We start from the raw sequence: 17788 nt of genomic DNA, 5'->3' as shown, positions 1-17788 counted from the left end.
CGGCGGGGCGCCCTCCACGGGCGGAAGCCGTTCCCGGCAGTGTCGGCTTCCGCCCGCCCGGGCCGGGCGGACCCTGCTCCGTCAGTACGATCGGTCCAGGCGACGAGCCTGGGACGGCCGACCGCGGCCTGCTCCTTGTGATGCTGGAGCGGACCGGCGGCCGTGCCCTCTCCGCGGTGCGCCTCGCCCGTCGGGCGGGCCGCTGGAGCCGGCCGCCAACGGGCGGGCCGGCTCCAGGGTCCGGGCGTCACATGGGGATCAGACGCGGGTCCACTTCTGGTTGTTCTGGCCGTTGCACGTCCAGATCTGCACCTTGGTGCCGTTGGCGGTGCCTGCGCCGTTGACGTCCAGGCACTTGTTCGCTCCGACGGCGGTGATGCTGCCGTCAGTGTTGAGTCGCCACTTCTGGTTGTTCTGGCCGTTGCAGTCCCAGAGGATCACGGCGGTGCCGTCCGCCGTCCCGGCCCCGTTCACATCCAGGCACTTGTTGCCGTACACCCGCAGCTCACCCGCGGCAGTCGACGTCCACTGCTGGCCGGTCTGCCCGTTGCAGTCGTAGATCTGCACCTGGGTGCCGTTCGTCGACGAGGCTCCGTTGAGGCACCGGTTCGACCCGACGCCCCGCAGCGCGCTCGTGCTGCCCGGAGGCTGGCCGTCACCCTGCCCGACTCCCTTGCCGTTGAAGGTGAACGAGTCCACGTCGAACGCGTTCGCGGACGGCGCCTTGAACACGACGTAGACGTTGTGGGTGCCACCGGGGTCGGTGACCTGCGCCGCGGGCAAGGACGCGTACGTGTTCCAGCCCCCGGTCGCCGTCACCGGGCTGGAGGCGATGAGCGTCCCGGTCGGTGAGTCGGCGTGCAGCTCGATGGACGCCCCGGTGCTGGACGGCGCCGAGACCCGGAAGGACACCGAGTCGATCCCCGACAGGCTGACCGGGGTGAAGGAGATCCAGTCGTTGTTGGAGATGTCGCCGATGCGCCTGCCGCCTTCGGCTCCGGGCTCATCGACGATCCGGACTCCGGACGAGCCGGTGAAGTGCTCGGCCTGCTTGTGCTTGGGCTGCAGGGTGATGCCGGCGCTGCCCTTCAGGCCGCCCTTGTCGGTGTAGTCGGCGGACAGGACGTAGTAGACGTTGGAGGCCTCGTCGTGGCCGGAGGCGGTGGTCGTGACCGTGCCGGAGCAACCGGTGTACTGGCCGGTGTCGTGGGCGTGCTGGTCATGCCCGAGCGCCGTGATCACGTTGACCTTGGCGCAGTCGACGGTGCCGTCCTCTGGGTCGGTGACGTTCACCGTGTACGCCACCTGGTCGCCGAAGTTGATGAACCCGCCGTCGGGCGGAGCCGAGAAGGCGACCTTGGGTCTGGTGTTGCCGATGACGATGGACAACGTGACGCTGCCCGTCTTCCCGCCGGAGTCCCGTACGGTCAGCGTGGCCGTGTAGGTGCCGTTGGCGTTGTAGGTGTGGGACGGGTTGGCGCTGGTGGAGGTCCCGCCGTCGCCGAAGTCCCACGCGTAGGTGATCGCGTCGCCGTCGGGGTCGGACGAGCCGGCCGAGGAGAACGCCACCGTCAGCGGCGCCGCGCCCGAGTCAGGGTTGGCGCTCGCCTTGGCCAGGGGTGCGCGGTTTCCGGCGACATAGTCGACCCGGTAGATGCTGTCATCGGTGTTCGTGTGGCCGAAGCCGTTGCCCCAGTCGGCCATGTACAGGGCGCCGTCCGGACCGAACTTCATGTCGACCGGCGCATGCGGGGCGAGCTGTGCCACAAAGGGGTTGATCTTCAGCAGGTTGCCCGAGGAGTCCAGGCGGAACTCCTTGACGAAGTTGCGGCTCCATTCGTAGAAGAACGGCGTGCCGTCGAAATACTCGGGGAACTTGCGGTCGGAGCCGGCCGGGTCGTAGTGGTAGAACGGGCCGCCCATCGGAGCGGCACCGCCGCAGCAGTCGATCTCGGGGAACTCGGGCGAGGCGTGGTAGTTGTACCAGACGGTCGCGGGCTTGGCCGCGGGCAGATTGGTCAGGCCGGTGTTGTTGGGCGAGTCGTTGACCGGCGCCGAGCAGTTGAACTTCGCGCCGGAGGTGTTGGTGGCGAAGTTGAAGTCGTTGAACGGGATGTTGTTTCCGACGCAGTACGGCCAGCCGTAGTAGCCCGGCTGCTTGATCAGGTTCCACTCGACGGTGCCCTCAGGTCCGCGGGTGGAGTTCGCGGCGCCCGCGTCGGGGCCGTAGTCACCCACCGAGATCCAGCCCGTCACCTTGTCGACGGAGAAGCGGAACGGGTTGCGGAAGCCCATCGCGTAGATCTCCGGCCGCGTCTTGGCGGTGCCGGGCGCGAACAGGTTGCCGGACGGAACCGTGTAGGTGCCGTCGGGCTCGGGGTGGATGCGCAGGATCTTGCCGCGCAGGTCGTTGGTGTTGGCCGCGGAGCGCTGGGCGTCGAAGTGCTCCCGGCCCGGCCGCTCGTCGATCGGGGCGTAGCCGCTGGACCCGTTGGGGTTGGTGTCGTCACCCGGGCCGATGTACAGGTTCCCGCCCGGCCCGAACGCGAGGTAGCCGCCGGTGTGTCCGGGCTCGTCGACGTTGCGGTACGCCGGCACCTCGATGATCTTCTTCTCGCTCGCCAGGTCGAGGCTGGTGCCGTTGAAGGTGAACCGCGACACCCGGTTCACCTCACCGCCGTTGGACGGCGAATAGTTGACGTAGATCCAGCCGTTGGTGGCGAAGTTCGGGTCCAGGGCCAGTCCGATGCCGCCGTCCTCGCCGCCGTCGTACACCGACAGGGTGGCGATGACGCGCGTGCCGCCGCCGTTGGCCGGGATCAGGTTCACCTTGCCCGAGCGCGAGATGTAGAAGACCCGGCCGTCGGCGGCCACGTCCAGCTCCATCGGCTGGTCCGGTGCGCCGTCGAGGGTCACCTTCTGGAACCGGGCCCCGACCGTGCCGCCGCAGTCGCCCGCAGCCGCGCCCGCCGCCCACTTCACCCCGCCCAGCAGGTGCTGCTTGAAGAGCGGCTCCGAATAGGCGGACGCCTGGTGGCCCATCGCGGTGGCCCACACCCGGCCGCCCTCCGGGTTGTGGCACCAGGAGATCGGGTGGTCGGCGCCCATCTTGTTCGGCCCCGCGTCATAGGTGGTCTCGTCCGCGGTCACCAGGACGTGCACCGAGCCGCGCATGTTCTTGTCGAAGTTGTACCACTCCTCCGTGCGCACCCAGCGATCCGGCAGCCCCTTCGTGGAGGGGTGCACCTTGTCGGCCACCTTGGCGGTGCCCTGCAGGATCGATGAATGCGCGGTCATGTGCGCGCCGGCCAGGGCGACCTGGTCCCACCAGGGGAACTGCGACTCGATGTTCATGTCGGTCGCGTTGTGGATCGCGACGACGCCGTGGCCGGCGCGCACGTACGCCTGGAAGGCCTGACGCTGGGCGTCGTTGTCCCACACCATGCCGCTGGTCTGGAGCATGATCACCGCGTCGTACGTGTTCAGGGTCGCGCTCGTGAAGACGGCGGAGTCCTCGCTCTGGTCGAGCTGGAAGTTGTTGTCGGCCGCCAGCTGCTGGAACATCGCGATACCGGCGGGGATGGAGTCGTGCCGGTAGGCGCCGCTCGCGGTCTTGCTGAACAGCAGCACCTTGAACTGCGGAGCGGCCGCGTGGGCCGCAAGCGGCACCGCGGACAGCCACAGCCCTAATAAGGCTGCAAAAAGGGCGGATAACAGGCGTGACGTTCGCATGAAGGATCTCCTGGGGGGTTACCGGCGACGGTCGGAGTTGAAGGATGAGGAAGGCCTGCGTCGTCTCCGCCGATGCCGGTCGTCTTCAGCACGTGGCCCGCCCATCGACCCGGGCGGCGAGGCCTGGCCAGGGGCCAGATATCGAATCGATTCGGAACGAAAGTAGGTCGGGTAAAACTAAGGTGTCAAGAAGCATGCTTATCCAGCGAACCCCGGATCGGCTTGGCTCTTCCACCAGGCGAAACTCTCGCTGCCTTTCCTCATACCGCTCGATAAGTCTGAAACTTTCACAGGGTGCGCAGGTAGGCGAGGCCGTCCACGGCGAGCGCGTCCTGGCTCTCCGCGAGGGGCCGCCAGATGGAGGCCGCGGTGGCGATGGTCTGGTTGTGCGCGGTGAAGGACTCGATGACGAGCGGCCCGCGATAGCCGACGTCGTGCAGGGCCCGGGTGAAGCCGGGCCAGTCGAAGCGGTCGGCCCCCGGCGTGCCGCGATCGGTGCCGCACACCTGCACGTGCGCGATCCGGTCCCCCGCGGCCCGCACCGCCTGGGCGGGGTCCTTCTCCTCGATGTTCATGTGGTAGATGTCGAGTGCCAGGTGGCAGTCCTCGGGCAGCGCCTCCAGCGCCTGCTCGACGGTGTTGACGAGGCTGGTCTCATACCGGTTGAGCGGCTCGACCGCGAGCTTCACCCCGCGCTCGGCCGCATGGTCCAGGACGGGCCGCAGCGACTCACGCAGCTCGGCGTAGATCCCCCGGCGCTCGTCCGGTGACAGCCGCCACGTACGGCCGACCGAGGCGTACGCCGGTCCCCCGATCACCGGGGAGCCGACGCTCACCGCCACGTCGACGCAGTGCCGCAGATAGTCCTGGGTGTCGCGGACGGTTTCCGGTGAGGCGGCCACGAGCTCGCGGCCCGGTGGCATGACCAGCACCACGGACGCCGCCAGCCCCTGCTCGGCCAGCACCGCCGCGGCCTTGTCCGGGTTCCAGTCGCCGGGCTGCTCGACGGGCAGTTCGATGACGTCGAAGCCCCACCCGGCGATGCGGGGCGCGAGCCGCGCCAGGTCGTCGTCGGTCAGCGGGGAGACCCAGACCCAGGTGTTCACTCCGATCGAGAACATGGCGTCCCCTCTTCGTCGTCGGTCCGCGGAAGGGGCCGATCAGCTCTTCTTCCCGCCCCAGGCCTCCGGGAACCCGGGCAGATTCTCGCAACCGCACAGCGCGTAGTGCAGCGGCGGCATGTTGGGCTTGAGATAGGTGGACAGGTTCTCGCTGGTGACCTTCGGCTGCGGCAGGTTCCACATCTTGGGCACCTCCTCGCCCTTGAGGATCTTCAGCGCGGCGATGATCGGGGTGCGCCACTGGTAGGTCGGGTACGTGGGCGCGACGGCGGTGAGCTTGGCATCCTTCCACTTCTGCAGGAAGTCCTGCTGGTCCTCGCCGTTGATCGGCGGCACCGGCACGCCCGCGTCCTCGAACGCCTCGATCGCCGCCACCGCCGTGGCGCCCGAGTCCATCCAGACGCCGTCGATCTTGCCGTACCGCTGGATGTAGTCGCTGACGATGCTCTTGGTCTTGGCGGCGTCGCCGTCGGTGAACTCCACCCCCACCACCTTGAGCTGGCTCTTGTCGAAGACCACCTTCGCCGCCGACCAGCGGGTCTCCAGCACGTCCACGCCGGGCAGGATGCGCAGCGCCAGCACCTTCCCGCCCGCCGGCACCTTCTCGACCAGGAACTCGGCGGCGTCGGCGCCGAAGGCGTAGCCGCCGATGGGCTTGATGAACGTCACCGGGCAGTCCGTCTGCACGCCCCGGTCGAACACGATAACGGGCACCTTCCCGCAGGCGGCCGTCACGGCGGGGGTGAGCGTGGCCGTGGTGTTCGGTGAGACGATCAGCGCGTCGCACCCCTTGGCCTGCAACTCGGCGATGTCGGAGATCTGCTTGTCGTCCTTGCCCTCGGCGTCCAGGGCGGTGAATTTCGCGATCTCCTTGTGCAGGCCGACCTCGGCCTGCATCGTCTTCCACCCGACCTGGCGCCAGGGGTTGTCGACCGCCGCGTTGGAGAAGCACAGGTGGTACGGCCCGTTCTTCTTGTACTTCGCCGTGTCGGTCATCTTCGGGGCGATGGCCTGCTCCCAGGGCTTGTCCGCGGGGCCCTGCGGCGTCTGGGAGCGCATGGCCAGCTGGGCGTCGAAGTCCGCCTGCACGAAGAACTTCGACTGCGTGCCGGTGCCCGAACCCTGAGCGCTGGTGGCAGGCGCCGCGGGCCCGGTGGCGGCCGTCGGTTTGTCGGTGGTGCAGCCGGCAAGGGCGAGCGCGGCGAACACGGCGACTGCGGCCTTATGACGCGGCATGTGCGTCTCCTCTTCGGGGGGTGAACTTCCGGGGAAGTCGGATGGCTCCCGCCGCGACCGCGGCGATGATGATGACGCCCTGCACGGTGAACTCCAGCGCCCCCGAGATGCCGTACAGGTTGAGCAGGGTGAACAGCGCCTCCAGCGTGAAGGCCCCGGCCATGGCGGCCGGCACGGAGCCGCGGCCGCCGCCGAGCACCACGCCGCCGAGGACGACCGCGGTGATGGCGGAGAACTCCAGCCCCTGGCCGACCTGCGCCGAGACCCCGGCGAAGCCGCCGAGCAGGATCGCCGCGACGGCGGAGGCCAGGCCGGAGAGCATAAAGGCGAAGATCTTGGCCCGGTCGACCCGGACCCCGGACAGTGCCGCGGCACGCTCGTTGTCACCGGTGGCGATGAGGGTCCTGCCGAAGTCGGCGCGCATCAGCCAGATCGCCACCGCGCCCACGGCCAGCAGGATCAGCACCGACCACGGCAGCGGCCCGAGACCGCCGCGGCCGAACATCCGGAAGCCCTCCGACAGCGCGCCACGCGGCGCGCCGCCGGTCCAGAGGAAGACCGCCCCGCTGAGGACGAGCAGCATGCCGAGCGTCACGATGAACGAGGGCACCCGCAGCTTGGTGGTGACCACGCCGTTGACCAGCCCGACGAGCAGCCCGACGACGATCAGCAGGGCGAGGACCGGCCAGGTGGCGGACTCGTCGCCGTCGATGAGCCGCGCGGCGATCACCACTTCGGCCGTCACCAGCGAGCCGACCGACAGGTCGAACTCGCCGGAGACGATGACGAAATACTGTCCCGCGGCCAGGATCACCAGCGGCGCGGCCCGTTTGAGGAACGCCAGGAACCCGGCGGGCTCCAGGAAGAAGGGGTTGACGACCGCGATCGCGGCGAGCAGCACCACGAGGACCGCGAAGATGGGAAGTGCCCGCTTCATGCCGCCCACCTCATTGTGACCGCCCTGTTCCGCGCCGGGCGTAGACGGCCACCGCGATGACGATGACCACGCCGCGGACCACGTCCTTGACAAAGGAGTTGACTTCGAGCTGGTTGAAGATGGTGTCCAGGACGGCCAGCAGCAGGACGCCGCCCACGGTTCCGGCTACCCCGCCCTTGCCGCCGGCCAGTGCGGTCCCGCCGAGCACGACCGCGGCGATGGACTCCAGGTCGTAGCCGCCGTCGGTGCCCACCGTGGGCGCGCCCGCCCCGAGCCTGCCGGCCAGCAGCAGGCCCGCGATGCCGGCGCAGAGCGAGCAGAGCACGTGGGTGATCACGATGACCCGGCCCGTACGGATCCCCGACAGCCGGGCGACCTCCTCGTTCCCGCCCACCGCGTAGACCCGGTAGCCCAGCCGGGTCCTGCTCAGCAGGAACCAGGCCACGACGGCCACGCCCGCCCAGAGCACGGCGGAGACGGGAATCGGCCCGATGCGGGAGTAGCCGAGGAGCTGGAACGACTCGGGCACCTTGCCCGCCGGGCCGTCGTACAGGTGGTCGACGATGCCCTTGATGATCAGGGCGACGCCGAGCGTGGCGATGAAGGCATGGACCCGGAGCCTGGTGATGACCAGCCCGTTGACCAGCCCCACCAGCGCGCTGACGGCCAGCGCCGCGGCCACCGCCGGCACGATGTTCCCGTCCTGGCCCGCCATGATCTCCGCCGCGACCAGCGAGACCAGGCTGATCAGGTACGCCACGGACAGGTCCAGCGACCCGGCCAGGATCGCCAGCGTCTGCCCGACCGCCACGATGCCGAGGGCCGCCGAGCGCTGCTGGATCCCGACGACGCTCTCCAGGGTGAGGAACTGCTCGCCGTCGAGCGCGACGAGGACCCAGCCGACCGCGACCAGGCCGAGCAGCGCGAGGAAGACCACCTGCGTGGGTTCGCGCAACCGCGCTGACAGGCCGCCGTACGCCTCGCCGCGGCGGGCGGGACGGCGCACGCGTACGGGCAGGTTCATTTCAGGCCACCCCTCCCGCGGCCAGGCGCATGACGGCCTCCTCGGAGGCTCCGGCCGGCAGCGTGCCCGCGATGCGGCCGTCCCGCAGGACGACGACGCGATCGCTCATGCCGATGAGCTCGGGCAGCTCGGAGGAGATCATCATGATGGCCATGCCGTCATTCGCCAGTTCACGCATCAGGTCGTGGATCGCGGCCTTGGCCCCGACGTCGACGCCCCGGGTCGGTTCGTCGAACAGCAGCACCCGTGGCGCCATCGTCAGCCATTTGGCGAGCACGACCTTCTGCTGGTTGCCTCCGGACAGGTAGCGGACCTCCTGTTCCTGGCGCGGAGGCGAGAGGCGTACCCGTTCGAGCAGGTCGCGGAGGCGGTCGCGGCCCCTGGCGCCTCCCGCGCCGGCGCCGTCGCGGCCCCTGGCGCCCACCGCGCCGGCACCGTCACGGCGCTTGGCCCCCACCGCGCGGGCCACGAGCAGGGCGTTGTCGCGCACGGACTGGCGCAGGGCGAGCCCTTCGGCCTTGCGGTCCTCGGTCACCAGCCCGATGCCCATGGCCACGCCTTCACGGACCGAGCGCGGGCGCGACGGGGTCATCTCACCCGTGGTGAACGGCTCGGCGCCGAAGATCGCTCTGGCGAGTTCGGATCTGCCGGATCCCTGCAGGCCCGCGATGCCGACGATCTCCCCGGCACGCAGCTCCAGATCGATGTCGTGGAGCTTGTGGTTGCCCGCTCCGCGCAGGCTGAGCCGTACCTCTCCGGCGCCCGCGGAGCGGGGCGGGAAGTAGGTGCCGAGGTCGCGCCCCACCATCAGGCGGATCAGCTCGTCGGGCGTCACCTCGCCGATCGGGAGCGTGGTGACGCGCGAGCCGTCCTTGAGCACGGTGACCCGGTCGGCGAGGTCGAACACCTCGCGTAATCGGTGGGAGATGTACACGACGGCGACGCCGCGTTCCCTCAGCCGCCCGATCAGCCGGTAGAGCAGTTCGACCTCGTGCTCGGCGAGCGCCGCGCTGGGCTCGTCCATGACGACGAGCCGGGCGTTCAGCGACAGCGCCTTGACGATCTCGACGATCTGCTGCTGGGCCACCGACAGGCGCTTGACCGCGTCGCGCGGGCCGAAGGGGTCCTCGCCCAGCTCGTCGAGGAGGCGCGCGGTCGCCTCCTCCATGGCGGCCCGGTCCACCAGCCCGCGCCTGACGGGCTCGCGCCCGAGGAAGACGTTCTCGGCGACGGTGCGCTCGGGCAGCAGGTTGAACTCCTGGTAGATGATCGCGATGCCCGAGCGCCGCGCCTCGAGCGGATGGCCGAAGGAGACGGGCCGGCCGTCGATCTCGATCGTGCCCTCGTCCGGCGCGTGCACCCCACAGATGATCTTCATCAGGGTGGATTTGCCGGCGCCGTTCTCGCCGACGACGGCGTGGACCTCGCCGGCCGTCACGTCCAGGTCCACGTGGGACAGCACCCGTACGCCCAGAAAGCTCTTGCCGATGCCCCGCATGCTCAGCACTCGGTCCACCTCCCCCGCTTCCGCACCATGAGAGCGAGCCTGGAGGGATGGCGATTTGCCGCGCTTATCCCTCATGCTGCGGGATGCTAAGCGGGCTTATGTCGATGGTCAAGCAAAAGCTTGCACCGAAACGACATAACCCCCGCGCCCCGTTCGTCAGATGGCGCTCGAGCACGCGTAGGTACCCGAGGCGATGGATCCGGCGGGGATGGCCGTAATCGGCGGATGATACGACAGAAATTAGCCTACTTATGCTTGACCATCGCCGAAAATAGCTCTTAACATCGCGAATACTTACATACCGGATGCCTTCGCATGCGGGGGTAGTCCCGACACGATGGAGCTTTCATGGACAAGCTCGGTGTGTGGCTATGAGGGCGCTGCTCGAGCTGGTCCGCGCGCCGGCCGCACTGTCGGTGCCGGGGGACACCATGGCAGGAGCCGCCGCCGCGGGACGGCGTCCGGCAGCCGGCCTGGCCGTGGCGTCGGTGCTCATGTACTGGTCGGGAATGGCGCTCAACGACTGGGCGGACCGTGAGGCGGACGCCGTCGAGCGTCCTGAACGCCCGATCCCGTCAGGCCGGGTCCGCCCGGGCGCCGCGCTCGGGCTCGCAGCCGTGTTGACCGGCGCGGGCCTGGCCACCGCCGCCGTCGCCGGCGGCCGTCGCGGTCTCTCCGTCGCCGGCCTGCTGGCCGGCGCGGTGTGGGCCTACGACCTGGGCCTCAAACGGACGGCGGCGGGACCGGCGTCGATGGCGGCCTGCCGCGTGCTGGACGTGCTCCTGGGCGCCGGCGAGCAGGCCAGGGCCGCTGTGCCGGCGGCGCTCGCGATAGGCGCGCACACCTACGGGATCAGCGTCCTGGGCCGGGCCGAGGTGACGGGGGCGGCACACGGGACCGCCGAGCGCGCGCTCGTGGCGAGCACCGCGGCGGCCGGGCTCGCGGCACTCTCCTGCGTGCGGGGCGGAGCCGCCGCCAGGGCCGGATCGTACGCCCTCATCGCCGGCTATCTCGCCTCCACCCTCCCGGTCCAGGCCGGCTTACGGGCCCGGCCCGATCCCGAGAACGTCCGGCAGGCCGTCCGCCTGAGCATCCTCGCCCTGATCCCGCTCCAGGCGGCGGCGGTGGCCGGTGGCGGGCGGTTCGCGACGGCGGGCGCGCTGCTCTGTTCGCTGCCCCTGGGAAGGTGGCTCTCGTCCCGGCTGGCGACATCGTGAAGTGGGCCTACTGCACCAACGGCTTCGCCGGCCACCGGCTCCCCGAAGCGCTCGCGGTCCTGGCCGAGCTGGGGTACACCGGTGCGGCCATAACGCTCGACCACGGTCATCTCGATCCCCACTCCCCCGGCCTGGCCGCGGAGGTGTCGCGAATCGCCGGACTCCTCGAACGCCTCGGCCTCGACGCCGTCGTCGAGACGGGCGGGCGTTACACCCTCGATCCCCGGCGCGACCACCATCCCACCCTCATCAGCGACGACGCCGAGCGCAGGGTGGACTTCCTGATCACCGCGATGCGGGTCGCCGCCGACCTGGGCGCTCCCGTGGTGCATCTGTGGAGCGGGGCCCGGCCCGACGGCATGCCGGAGGCGGAGGCGTACACGCGACTGGCCGGCCAGTGCGCGCGGCTGCTCGACCAGGCCGACCAACTGGGCGTCACGCTGGGATTCGAAACCGAACCCGGGATGCTCGTCGCCGATCTGGACGGGTTCGAGCGGCTGCGTGCGATGCTCGGCGGCCATCCCCGGTTCGGTCTCACCCTCGACATCGGGCACTGCTACTGCGTGGAGCGGGCGGACCTGGAGAGCTGCGTCCGCCGGGCGCTGCCGTACACCGTGCACGTGCAGATCGAGGACATGCGCCGGGGAGTCCACGAGCACCTGGAATTCGGCGAAGGTGAGATCGACTTCGCGCCGGTGCTCGCGGCCCTGCACGGCTACCCGGGCCTGGTGGCCGTGGAGCTGTCCGGGCACAGCCATGCGGCTCCGCAGGTCGCCCGCCGCTCGATCGACTTCTTGAGGAGGGCACATGACGGAGCCGGCACAGGAGTGGCTGGCACAGGCCATCCGGCAGATCGAGGCTGACCCGTACGCGATCCACCGGCTCTTCCCGCAGGCCGAACGGCGGGGCGGCCCCGGCGCCCGGCGCGCGCTGCTCGTCGCGGCGCGCGGCCACCACGCGGTGATCCGGGGCCTGTACGAGGCGGGCGACAGCGGCGAGCGGCTGGCGATCCTGACCGCCCTGCATGAGCTCGACCTGGACGGGGCGGCGGTCGGGCTGGTGGAGGACGCGCTGCGCACCAATGACGCGCGGCTGGTCGCCGCGGCCCTCGGCCCGTACGGCTCGGCGTGGCTGGACGACCACTCCTTCCGGCAAGGGGTGCTCAAGTGCGTCTTCATGTCGATCCCGCTGGCGGCGGTGGCCGAGCTGGACCGCCGCTTCGACGCCGAACTGGCCCGGATGCTGTCGGACTACGCGGCGGAGCTACGGGCGGCAGGCCGGCCCGTCCCGCGCGACGTCCTGGAGAGGTGCTGAATGCGTATCTTCGACCCCCACGTCCACATGACCTCCCGGACCACCGACGACTACCAGCGTATGCACGCCGCGGGGGTCCGGGCCGTCGTCGAACCCGCCTTCTGGCTGGGTCAGCCCCGTACCAACGTGGGCAGCTTCCTCGACTACTTCGACGCGCTGCTCGGCTGGGAGCCGTACCGCGCCGCGCAGTACGGCATCCACCACCACTGCGCGCTCGCGCTCAACCCGAAGGAGGCGAACGATCCCCGGTGCGCGGGGGTGCTGTCCGAGTTGCCGCGGTACCTGCTGAAGGAGTCCGTCGTCGCGGTCGGCGAGGTCGGCTACGACTCGATGACGGCGGCGGAGGAGCGGGTCTTCGAGGCCCAGCTCGCCCTGGCGCAGGAGAATGACCTTCCGGTGCTCGTGCACACTCCGCACCGGGACAAGGCCGCGGGCACCCGCCGGACGCTCGACGTGGTCCGGGCCGCCGGGCTACCCCCCGGGCGGGTGCTCATCGACCACCTCAACGAGATGACCGTCGGCATGGTCGCGGACTCGGGCTGCTGGATGGGGTTCTCCATCTACCCCGACACCAAGATGGACCCGGACCGGATGGTGGCCCTGCTCAGCGAGTACGGCACCGAAAGGATGCTGGTGAACTCGGCCGCCGACTGGGGACGGAGCGACCCGCTCAAGACGCGCGAGGTGGCCGACGCCATGCTCGCGGCCGGCTTCGACGCGGACGACGTGGATCAGGTGCTGTGGCGCAACCCGGTCGCGTTCTACGGCCAGAGCGGCCGCCTCGACCTCGAGACCGGCTCGGAAGCCGGCCCCGACTACGCCGGCAACACGATCAAGCGGGGCTGACCATGCGGCTGCGCCATCCGGACGGCTCGACAGTGCACCTGTCCTACTGCACCAACGTCCACGCCGCCGAGGATCTCCCCGGCATCCACGCTCAGCTGTCCGGCGTCGCCGCGCGGGTCAGGCGCCTGCTCGGCGTCGAACGGCTCGGGCTCGGGCTGTGGCTGTCCCGGCACGCCGCCGCCGACCTCCTCGCCCGGCCCGCGGAGCTCGCCGCGCTGCGCGAGCGGCTGTGCGCGCTCGGCCTGGAGGTCGTGACCCTCAACGGGTTCCCCTACCGTGGCTTCCACGACGAGATCGTGAAGTACCGCGTCTACACCCCTGACTGGGCCGACGCGGAGCGGCTGCGCCACACGCTCGGGCTCGCCGAGATCCTCGCCGCGCTGCTGCCGGACGACGTCACCGAGGGCACGATCTCGACCCTCCCCCTCGCCTGGCGGACCGGGTGGACGAGCGAGAAGGCGGCGGCGGTCATGGCCAATCTCGACGTGGCCGCCCAGGGGCTGCGCGCGCTGGCCGGCCGTACCGGCAAGGTGATCCGGCTGGGCTTCGAGCCGGAGCCCGGCTGCGTCGTCGAGACGACGCCCCAGGCGAGCGCCCTGCTGGGCGGCGTGGACCATGACCACCTCGGCCTCTGCCTGGACGCCTGTCACATGGCCGTGGGTTTCGAGGAACCCGATGCGGGCATTCGCAGCGGGCTGCCGATCGTGAAGCTCCAGGCGTCGTGCGCCCTGGTGGCCCCGCCGGAGGCGCACGGGGCGCTGGCCGCGTTCGACGAGGCCCGTTTCCTCCACCAGACGCGCTCCGCCACCGGATACGCCGACGACCTGGGCGAGGCCCTGGCCGGTGGCCTGCCCGCGGACGAGAGCTGGCGCGTGCACTTCCACGTCCCGCTGCACGGCGCGCCGCCCCCACCGCTCTCCACCAGCGCCCCCTACCTGCGTGACCTGCTGGCCGTGCTCCTCGGCGGGGAACGGCCGCTGACCCGGCACGTCGAGGTCGAGACCTACACGTGGAACGTGCTCCCCGGCGCGCCGGCCGACATCGCCGAAGGCATCGCCGCCGAGCTCGACTGGATGCGGGGGCAGCTCGCCGCCCTCGGGCTGAAGGAGACGTGATGGCACCGCTGATCGTGATCAATGTCGTCGGGCTCACCCCGCGCCTGCTCGCGCACATGCCGAACGTGGCGAACATGGCGAAGGCGGGCGCGGCCGCCGCGCTGCGGCCCGTGCTCCCGGCCGTCACCTGCTCGATGCAGGCCACCCTGCTGACCGGTGCCATGCCCCGCGACCACGGGATCGTCGGCAACGGGTGGTACTTCCGGGATCTCGGCGAGGTGCTCCTGTGGCGCCAGCACAACGCGCTCATCCAGGGCGACCAGCTGTGGACCGCCGCGCCCGGCCTGCGTACCGCCAACGTCTGCTGGTGGTACGCGATGGGCGCGCCGACCGACCTGCTTGTCACCCCGCGCCCCGTCTACCACGCCGACGGCCGCAAGTCGCCCGACTGCTACACGCGCCCGCCCGCACTCCACGACGACCTCGAGGCGGCGCTGGGGCCGTTCCCCCTGTTCACCTACTGGGGCCCCAACGCGGGGATCGCCTCCTCCGAATGGATCATCGCCGCGGCCCGCCGCATCCTGGCCCGCGAGCGGCCGGACCTGCTGCTGGTCTACGTGCCTCACCTCGACTACGACCTCCAGCGGTACGGCCCCGACGGTCCCGAGGCGATCGCGGCGGCCCGGGCCGTCGACGCCGCGCTGGCTCCGCTCCTGGCCGAGGAGGCCGAGGTGGTCGTGCTCTCCGAATACGGCATCACCCCGGCGTCCCGCCCGGTGGACATCAACCGGGCGCTGCGCAGCGCGGGCCTCCTGGAGGTCCACACCCAGGCCGGGATGGAGTACCTCGACCCGTGGACGTCCCGGGCCTTCGCCGTCGCCGACCACCAGGTGGCCCACGTGTACGTCCGCGACCCCGCCGACCTCGACCGCACCCGCGCCGTCATCGCCGAGCTGCCCGGCGTGGACGAGGTGCTCGACCAGGCGGGGAAGGCGAAGTACGGCCTCGACCACGAACGCGCCGGTGAGCTCGTCGCGGTGGCCGAACCCGACGCCTGGTTCACCTACTACTACTGGCTCTCCGACGACCGCGCCCCGGATTTCGCCAGGCTCGTGGACATCCACCGCAAACCCGGCTACGACCCCGCCGAGCTCTTCATGGACCCGCGGGATCCGTTCGTCAAGCTCCGCGCGGCGGCGGCGCTGGCCAGGAAGAAGCTGGGCTTCCGCTACACGATGCGGGTGGTGCCGCTCGATCCGGCGCCGGTGCGGGGCAGCCACGGCCGGCTGCCCGACGACCCCGACGACGGCCCGCTGATCATCGGCCCCTTCGACCGTGACTCCTACGAGGCGACCGAGGTCAAGGACCTCCTGGCCGGCCTGGCCAGGAGAGGCCGCTGACCGCGTGCCGGTGGCCGGCCGGGCGGCCACGCCGTCTTCCGGCCGTACCGGCCTGCGCTGAGGCCCGGTTCCTCAGGGGCGCCGGTCCTGCCGCGTGGCCCACTCGCGCAGGGTCGTCGTCCCGGTCTCGGTCATCACCGGGTCCGGCGCGGGAGACGCAGGCGTGCCCGGCGGGGGCGGAGTGTAGGCGGCGGCGATGCCCGCGGCGGCCTCGGCGCCGAGGAACGGGGCCAGCATCCGCTCGTAGTCGCCCGGCTCGACCGTACGCCATCGCACCTCGTGCCCGAGTGCGGCGGCGAGCTCCGCGGCGACCTGGTGACCGGTAAGAGTCTGCGGACCGGCCACGATCCGCGGCGGCGACGGAACAGTTTCGGTGATCAGCGCGGCGATGGTGCCGGCCAGGTCGTCGAGCGCCAGCCAGGGCACCGGCAGGTCCGCGGGCAGCGGGTAGGCGATCTCCCCGGCGGCCAGGTGCGGGAGCGACCAGGGAGCCATCAGGTTCTCCATATAGGTGAACGCCGGTCCGACGACGGTCGCGGCGTCCACGACTCGCGGCAGTTCGGCGGCCAGCAGGGCTCGGGCGTCCAGGAACGGCACCCCCGTGGCCTCGAGCACCGGCGGGCCGCCGCTGTTGAACACCGCCCTGGGCACCACCCCGCCCTTCAGCGCGGCAAGTATCGCCTCCGCCTGCGGCACGGCCGCGTGGGCGGCGAAAACCAGCGGCAGTTGCACGACGACGGCGTCGGCTCCGGCGTAGGCCTCGGTGAGGGACGCGGGAACGGACAGGTCCGCGAAGACGGGTTCAATGCCCGCGGGCAGGGCGGGCGTGGAGGTGTCGCGGACGGCGGCGCGGACGTGGTGGCCGGCGGCCAGGAGACGCCGGACGATGGGGGCGCCCTGGGTGCCGGTTGCTCCATGGACGACGACGGTGAAGGTGTTCATGGAGCGGGACTTTAGTTTCTCAAATGAAGCAGTACCTAGGATGGAATATAGTTTTCCGATGGAAACCAATGGCGTTGACGTGCTCTCTCGCTTGGCAGAGGCGGGCCGGCGTCCGTGCGGTGTGGAGCGCACGCTGAAGGTTCTCGACGGCAAGTGGGCGACCCTGATCATCCGGGAGCTGCTGACCGGCCCCAAGCGGTTCGGCGAGCTGCGCTCGGCCATGGGCGACCCCAGCGCCAAGACGCTCACCGACCGGCTGCGCGCCCTGGAGAACCAGCAGATCCTCACCCGCACGGTCTACGCGGAGGTGCCGCCCCGGGTCGTCTACGAGCTGACCGAGCAGGGCCGGAGCCTGAGCGGCATCCTGTACGCGATGCTCGTGTGGGGCGAGGAGCACCCGATCCGCGAGGAGTCCCAGCGCTGACGCGGGCGGCGGGACCGGCACAGCTGGTGATCTAATGCGCATATGGAGATCTCGCTGAAGGCCGAGACGGACGGCGTCGCCGATCCGTGGCCCGCGTACTTCGCGGAGCGCGGACACCCAGGTGCCCACCGCATCGGCGCCGGCGTCGAGGGCGTCGTCTACCGGCTTGGCGACGGCCAGGTCGCCAAGGTGTGGACCGGCCGGCCGCCGACCGAGCTCACCCGCCAGGTGTACGCCGACATCGCACGACACCGGCTGCCCTTCGCCACCCCCGAGATCTTCGAGATCCACGAGCACGAGGATGTCGTGGTGACGTACGAGCGTGAGCTGCCGGGCGTCCCCATACAGGGCGACTCCGCGCACGAAAATTACGGGCGCGAGCTCCCCGTTCGCCACAGGAACGCACTCCTCGCCGTCCTGCGTGGCCTCGCCTCGGTGCCAGGTACGGACGCCATGCGCCGGCTGGCCGTCCAGGGCGACGACCGCCCGCTCTGGCAGGGTCACGACCGCTTCCAGGACGCGCTCGCCGCCGTGGTCGTCCGAGCCGTGGGCCGGAACGGCGCCGCGCTGGCGACACGGGTGCCGGACTTCGGCGCGGGAGTCGAACGCACGCTGGACGCCTTGCGGTCGCTCCCGGATGCCCCGGTCACGGCGATCCACGGTGACCTCGTGCCGCCCAACATCCACATCGACGACGCCGGCCGGCCCGTCGCCGTGCTCGACTTCGGCTTCTACACGACCGCCGGCGATCCGGCCTTCGAGGCGGCCGTCACCGCGGCCGTCTGGGACATGTACGGCCCGTACGCCGAGGAGCACACCGCGGAGCTCACCCGGCTCTTCGCACGAGAACTCGGCCACGCGCCCGCCGCCCTCACCGCCTACCAGGCCGTATATGCCCTCACGACGTACGATCTGTTCGGCATGGGCGAGAGCGACGGGCACTTCCGGTGGTGCGCCGAACGGTTGCGCCGCAACCTCGTGTTCAGCGCCCCGGGGCCGTGACCGCGGCCACCTGTTGATCGCTGTCAGGTGG

General features: G+C 70.8%; 15 protein-coding genes. 8 read left to right on the top strand and 7 right to left on the bottom strand.

Features of this window, described 5'->3' with window-relative positions; genetic code table 11:
- Positions 1 to 258: 258 nt before the first annotated feature.
- The 6 genes from AB0H84_RS20255 to AB0H84_RS20230 all read right to left on the bottom strand — a co-directional run bounded on the left by AB0H84_RS20255 (position 259) and on the right by AB0H84_RS20230 (position 9548).
- Entirely contained in the window at positions 259 to 3732 is a 3474-nt protein-coding gene (locus AB0H84_RS20255; protein ID WP_357605938.1) for a ThuA domain-containing protein, read from the bottom strand.
- 287 nt (positions 3733 to 4019) lie between these two features.
- Positions 4020 to 4853, bottom strand: a complete 834-nt coding sequence (locus tag AB0H84_RS20250) for a sugar phosphate isomerase/epimerase family protein (protein ID WP_357605935.1) — start codon at positions 4851 to 4853, stop codon at positions 4020 to 4022.
- 39 nt (positions 4854 to 4892) lie between these two features.
- The gene (locus AB0H84_RS20245; protein ID WP_357605931.1) at positions 4893 to 6089 is read right to left on the bottom strand and encodes an ABC transporter substrate-binding protein; all 1197 of its coding nucleotides are present in this window, start codon (positions 6087 to 6089) and stop codon (positions 4893 to 4895) included.
- A complete protein-coding gene (locus tag AB0H84_RS20240; protein ID WP_357605928.1) occupies positions 6076 to 7026 on the bottom strand; it encodes an ABC transporter permease in 951 nt (316 codons plus the stop codon). The genes AB0H84_RS20245 and AB0H84_RS20240 overlap by 14 nt, the downstream gene beginning before the upstream one ends.
- A 10-nt stretch (positions 7027 to 7036) precedes the next feature.
- Complete coding sequence (locus AB0H84_RS20235) at positions 7037 to 8050, bottom strand: ABC transporter permease (RefSeq protein WP_357605925.1); 1014 nt, start codon at positions 8048 to 8050, stop codon at positions 7037 to 7039.
- A gap of 1 nt (position 8051) precedes the next feature.
- Complete coding sequence (locus tag AB0H84_RS20230) at positions 8052 to 9548, bottom strand: sugar ABC transporter ATP-binding protein (RefSeq protein WP_357606566.1); 1497 nt, start codon at positions 9546 to 9548, stop codon at positions 8052 to 8054.
- Positions 9549 to 9928: 380 nt separating this feature from the next.
- Between AB0H84_RS20230 and AB0H84_RS20225 the strand changes: the two genes are divergently transcribed.
- Genes AB0H84_RS20225 through AB0H84_RS20200 form a run of 6 tightly spaced genes read left to right on the top strand, consistent with a single transcriptional unit; the run spans position 9929 to position 15389 of the window.
- Positions 9929 to 10774 carry an SCO3242 family prenyltransferase gene (locus AB0H84_RS20225; RefSeq protein ID WP_357606563.1) on the top strand — a complete coding sequence of 282 codons (846 nt, stop codon included), beginning with the start codon at positions 9929 to 9931 and terminating at the stop codon, positions 10772 to 10774.
- A complete protein-coding gene (locus tag AB0H84_RS20220) occupies positions 10771 to 11637 on the top strand; it encodes a sugar phosphate isomerase/epimerase family protein (protein ID WP_357605922.1) in 867 nt (288 codons plus the stop codon). The genes AB0H84_RS20225 and AB0H84_RS20220 overlap by 4 nt, the downstream gene beginning before the upstream one ends.
- A complete protein-coding gene (locus tag AB0H84_RS20215) occupies positions 11582 to 12088 on the top strand; it encodes an EboA domain-containing protein (RefSeq protein ID WP_357605919.1) in 507 nt (168 codons plus the stop codon). The genes AB0H84_RS20220 and AB0H84_RS20215 overlap by 56 nt, the downstream gene beginning before the upstream one ends.
- The gene (locus AB0H84_RS20210) at positions 12089 to 12934 is read left to right on the top strand and encodes a TatD family hydrolase (RefSeq protein ID WP_357605916.1); all 846 of its coding nucleotides are present in this window, start codon (positions 12089 to 12091) and stop codon (positions 12932 to 12934) included.
- A gap of 2 nt (positions 12935 to 12936) precedes the next feature.
- Positions 12937 to 14049 carry a metabolite traffic protein EboE gene (gene eboE / locus AB0H84_RS20205; RefSeq protein WP_357605913.1) on the top strand — a complete coding sequence of 371 codons (1113 nt, stop codon included), beginning with the start codon at positions 12937 to 12939 and terminating at the stop codon, positions 14047 to 14049.
- The gene (locus AB0H84_RS20200; protein WP_357605910.1) at positions 14049 to 15389 is read left to right on the top strand and encodes a nucleotide pyrophosphatase/phosphodiesterase family protein; all 1341 of its coding nucleotides are present in this window, start codon (positions 14049 to 14051) and stop codon (positions 15387 to 15389) included. The genes eboE and AB0H84_RS20200 overlap by 1 nt, the downstream gene beginning before the upstream one ends.
- Positions 15390 to 15461: 72 nt before the next feature.
- Here AB0H84_RS20200 and AB0H84_RS20195 read toward each other — a convergent pair whose 3' ends face one another.
- Positions 15462 to 16331 carry an NmrA family NAD(P)-binding protein gene (locus AB0H84_RS20195; protein ID WP_357605907.1) on the bottom strand — a complete coding sequence of 290 codons (870 nt, stop codon included), beginning with the start codon at positions 16329 to 16331 and terminating at the stop codon, positions 15462 to 15464.
- A gap of 58 nt (positions 16332 to 16389) precedes the next feature.
- Between AB0H84_RS20195 and AB0H84_RS20190 the strand changes: the two genes are divergently transcribed.
- Positions 16390 to 16755 (top strand): helix-turn-helix domain-containing protein, encoded by a 366-nt coding sequence (locus AB0H84_RS20190; RefSeq protein ID WP_357605904.1) that lies wholly within the window; start codon positions 16390 to 16392, stop codon positions 16753 to 16755.
- A gap of 42 nt (positions 16756 to 16797) precedes the next feature.
- On the top strand, positions 16798 to 17757 hold the full coding sequence (locus AB0H84_RS20185) for a phosphotransferase (RefSeq protein WP_357605901.1): 960 nt from the start codon (positions 16798 to 16800) through the stop codon (positions 17755 to 17757).
- Positions 17758 to 17788 lie beyond the last annotated feature (31 nt).

The organism is Nonomuraea sp. NPDC050786 (assembly GCF_040654115.1).
Classification (GTDB): domain Bacteria; phylum Actinomycetota; class Actinomycetes; order Streptosporangiales; family Streptosporangiaceae; genus Nonomuraea.
The sequence above is the reverse complement of the archived record's forward strand: the minus strand, read 5'-3'. Positions and strand labels throughout refer to the sequence as shown.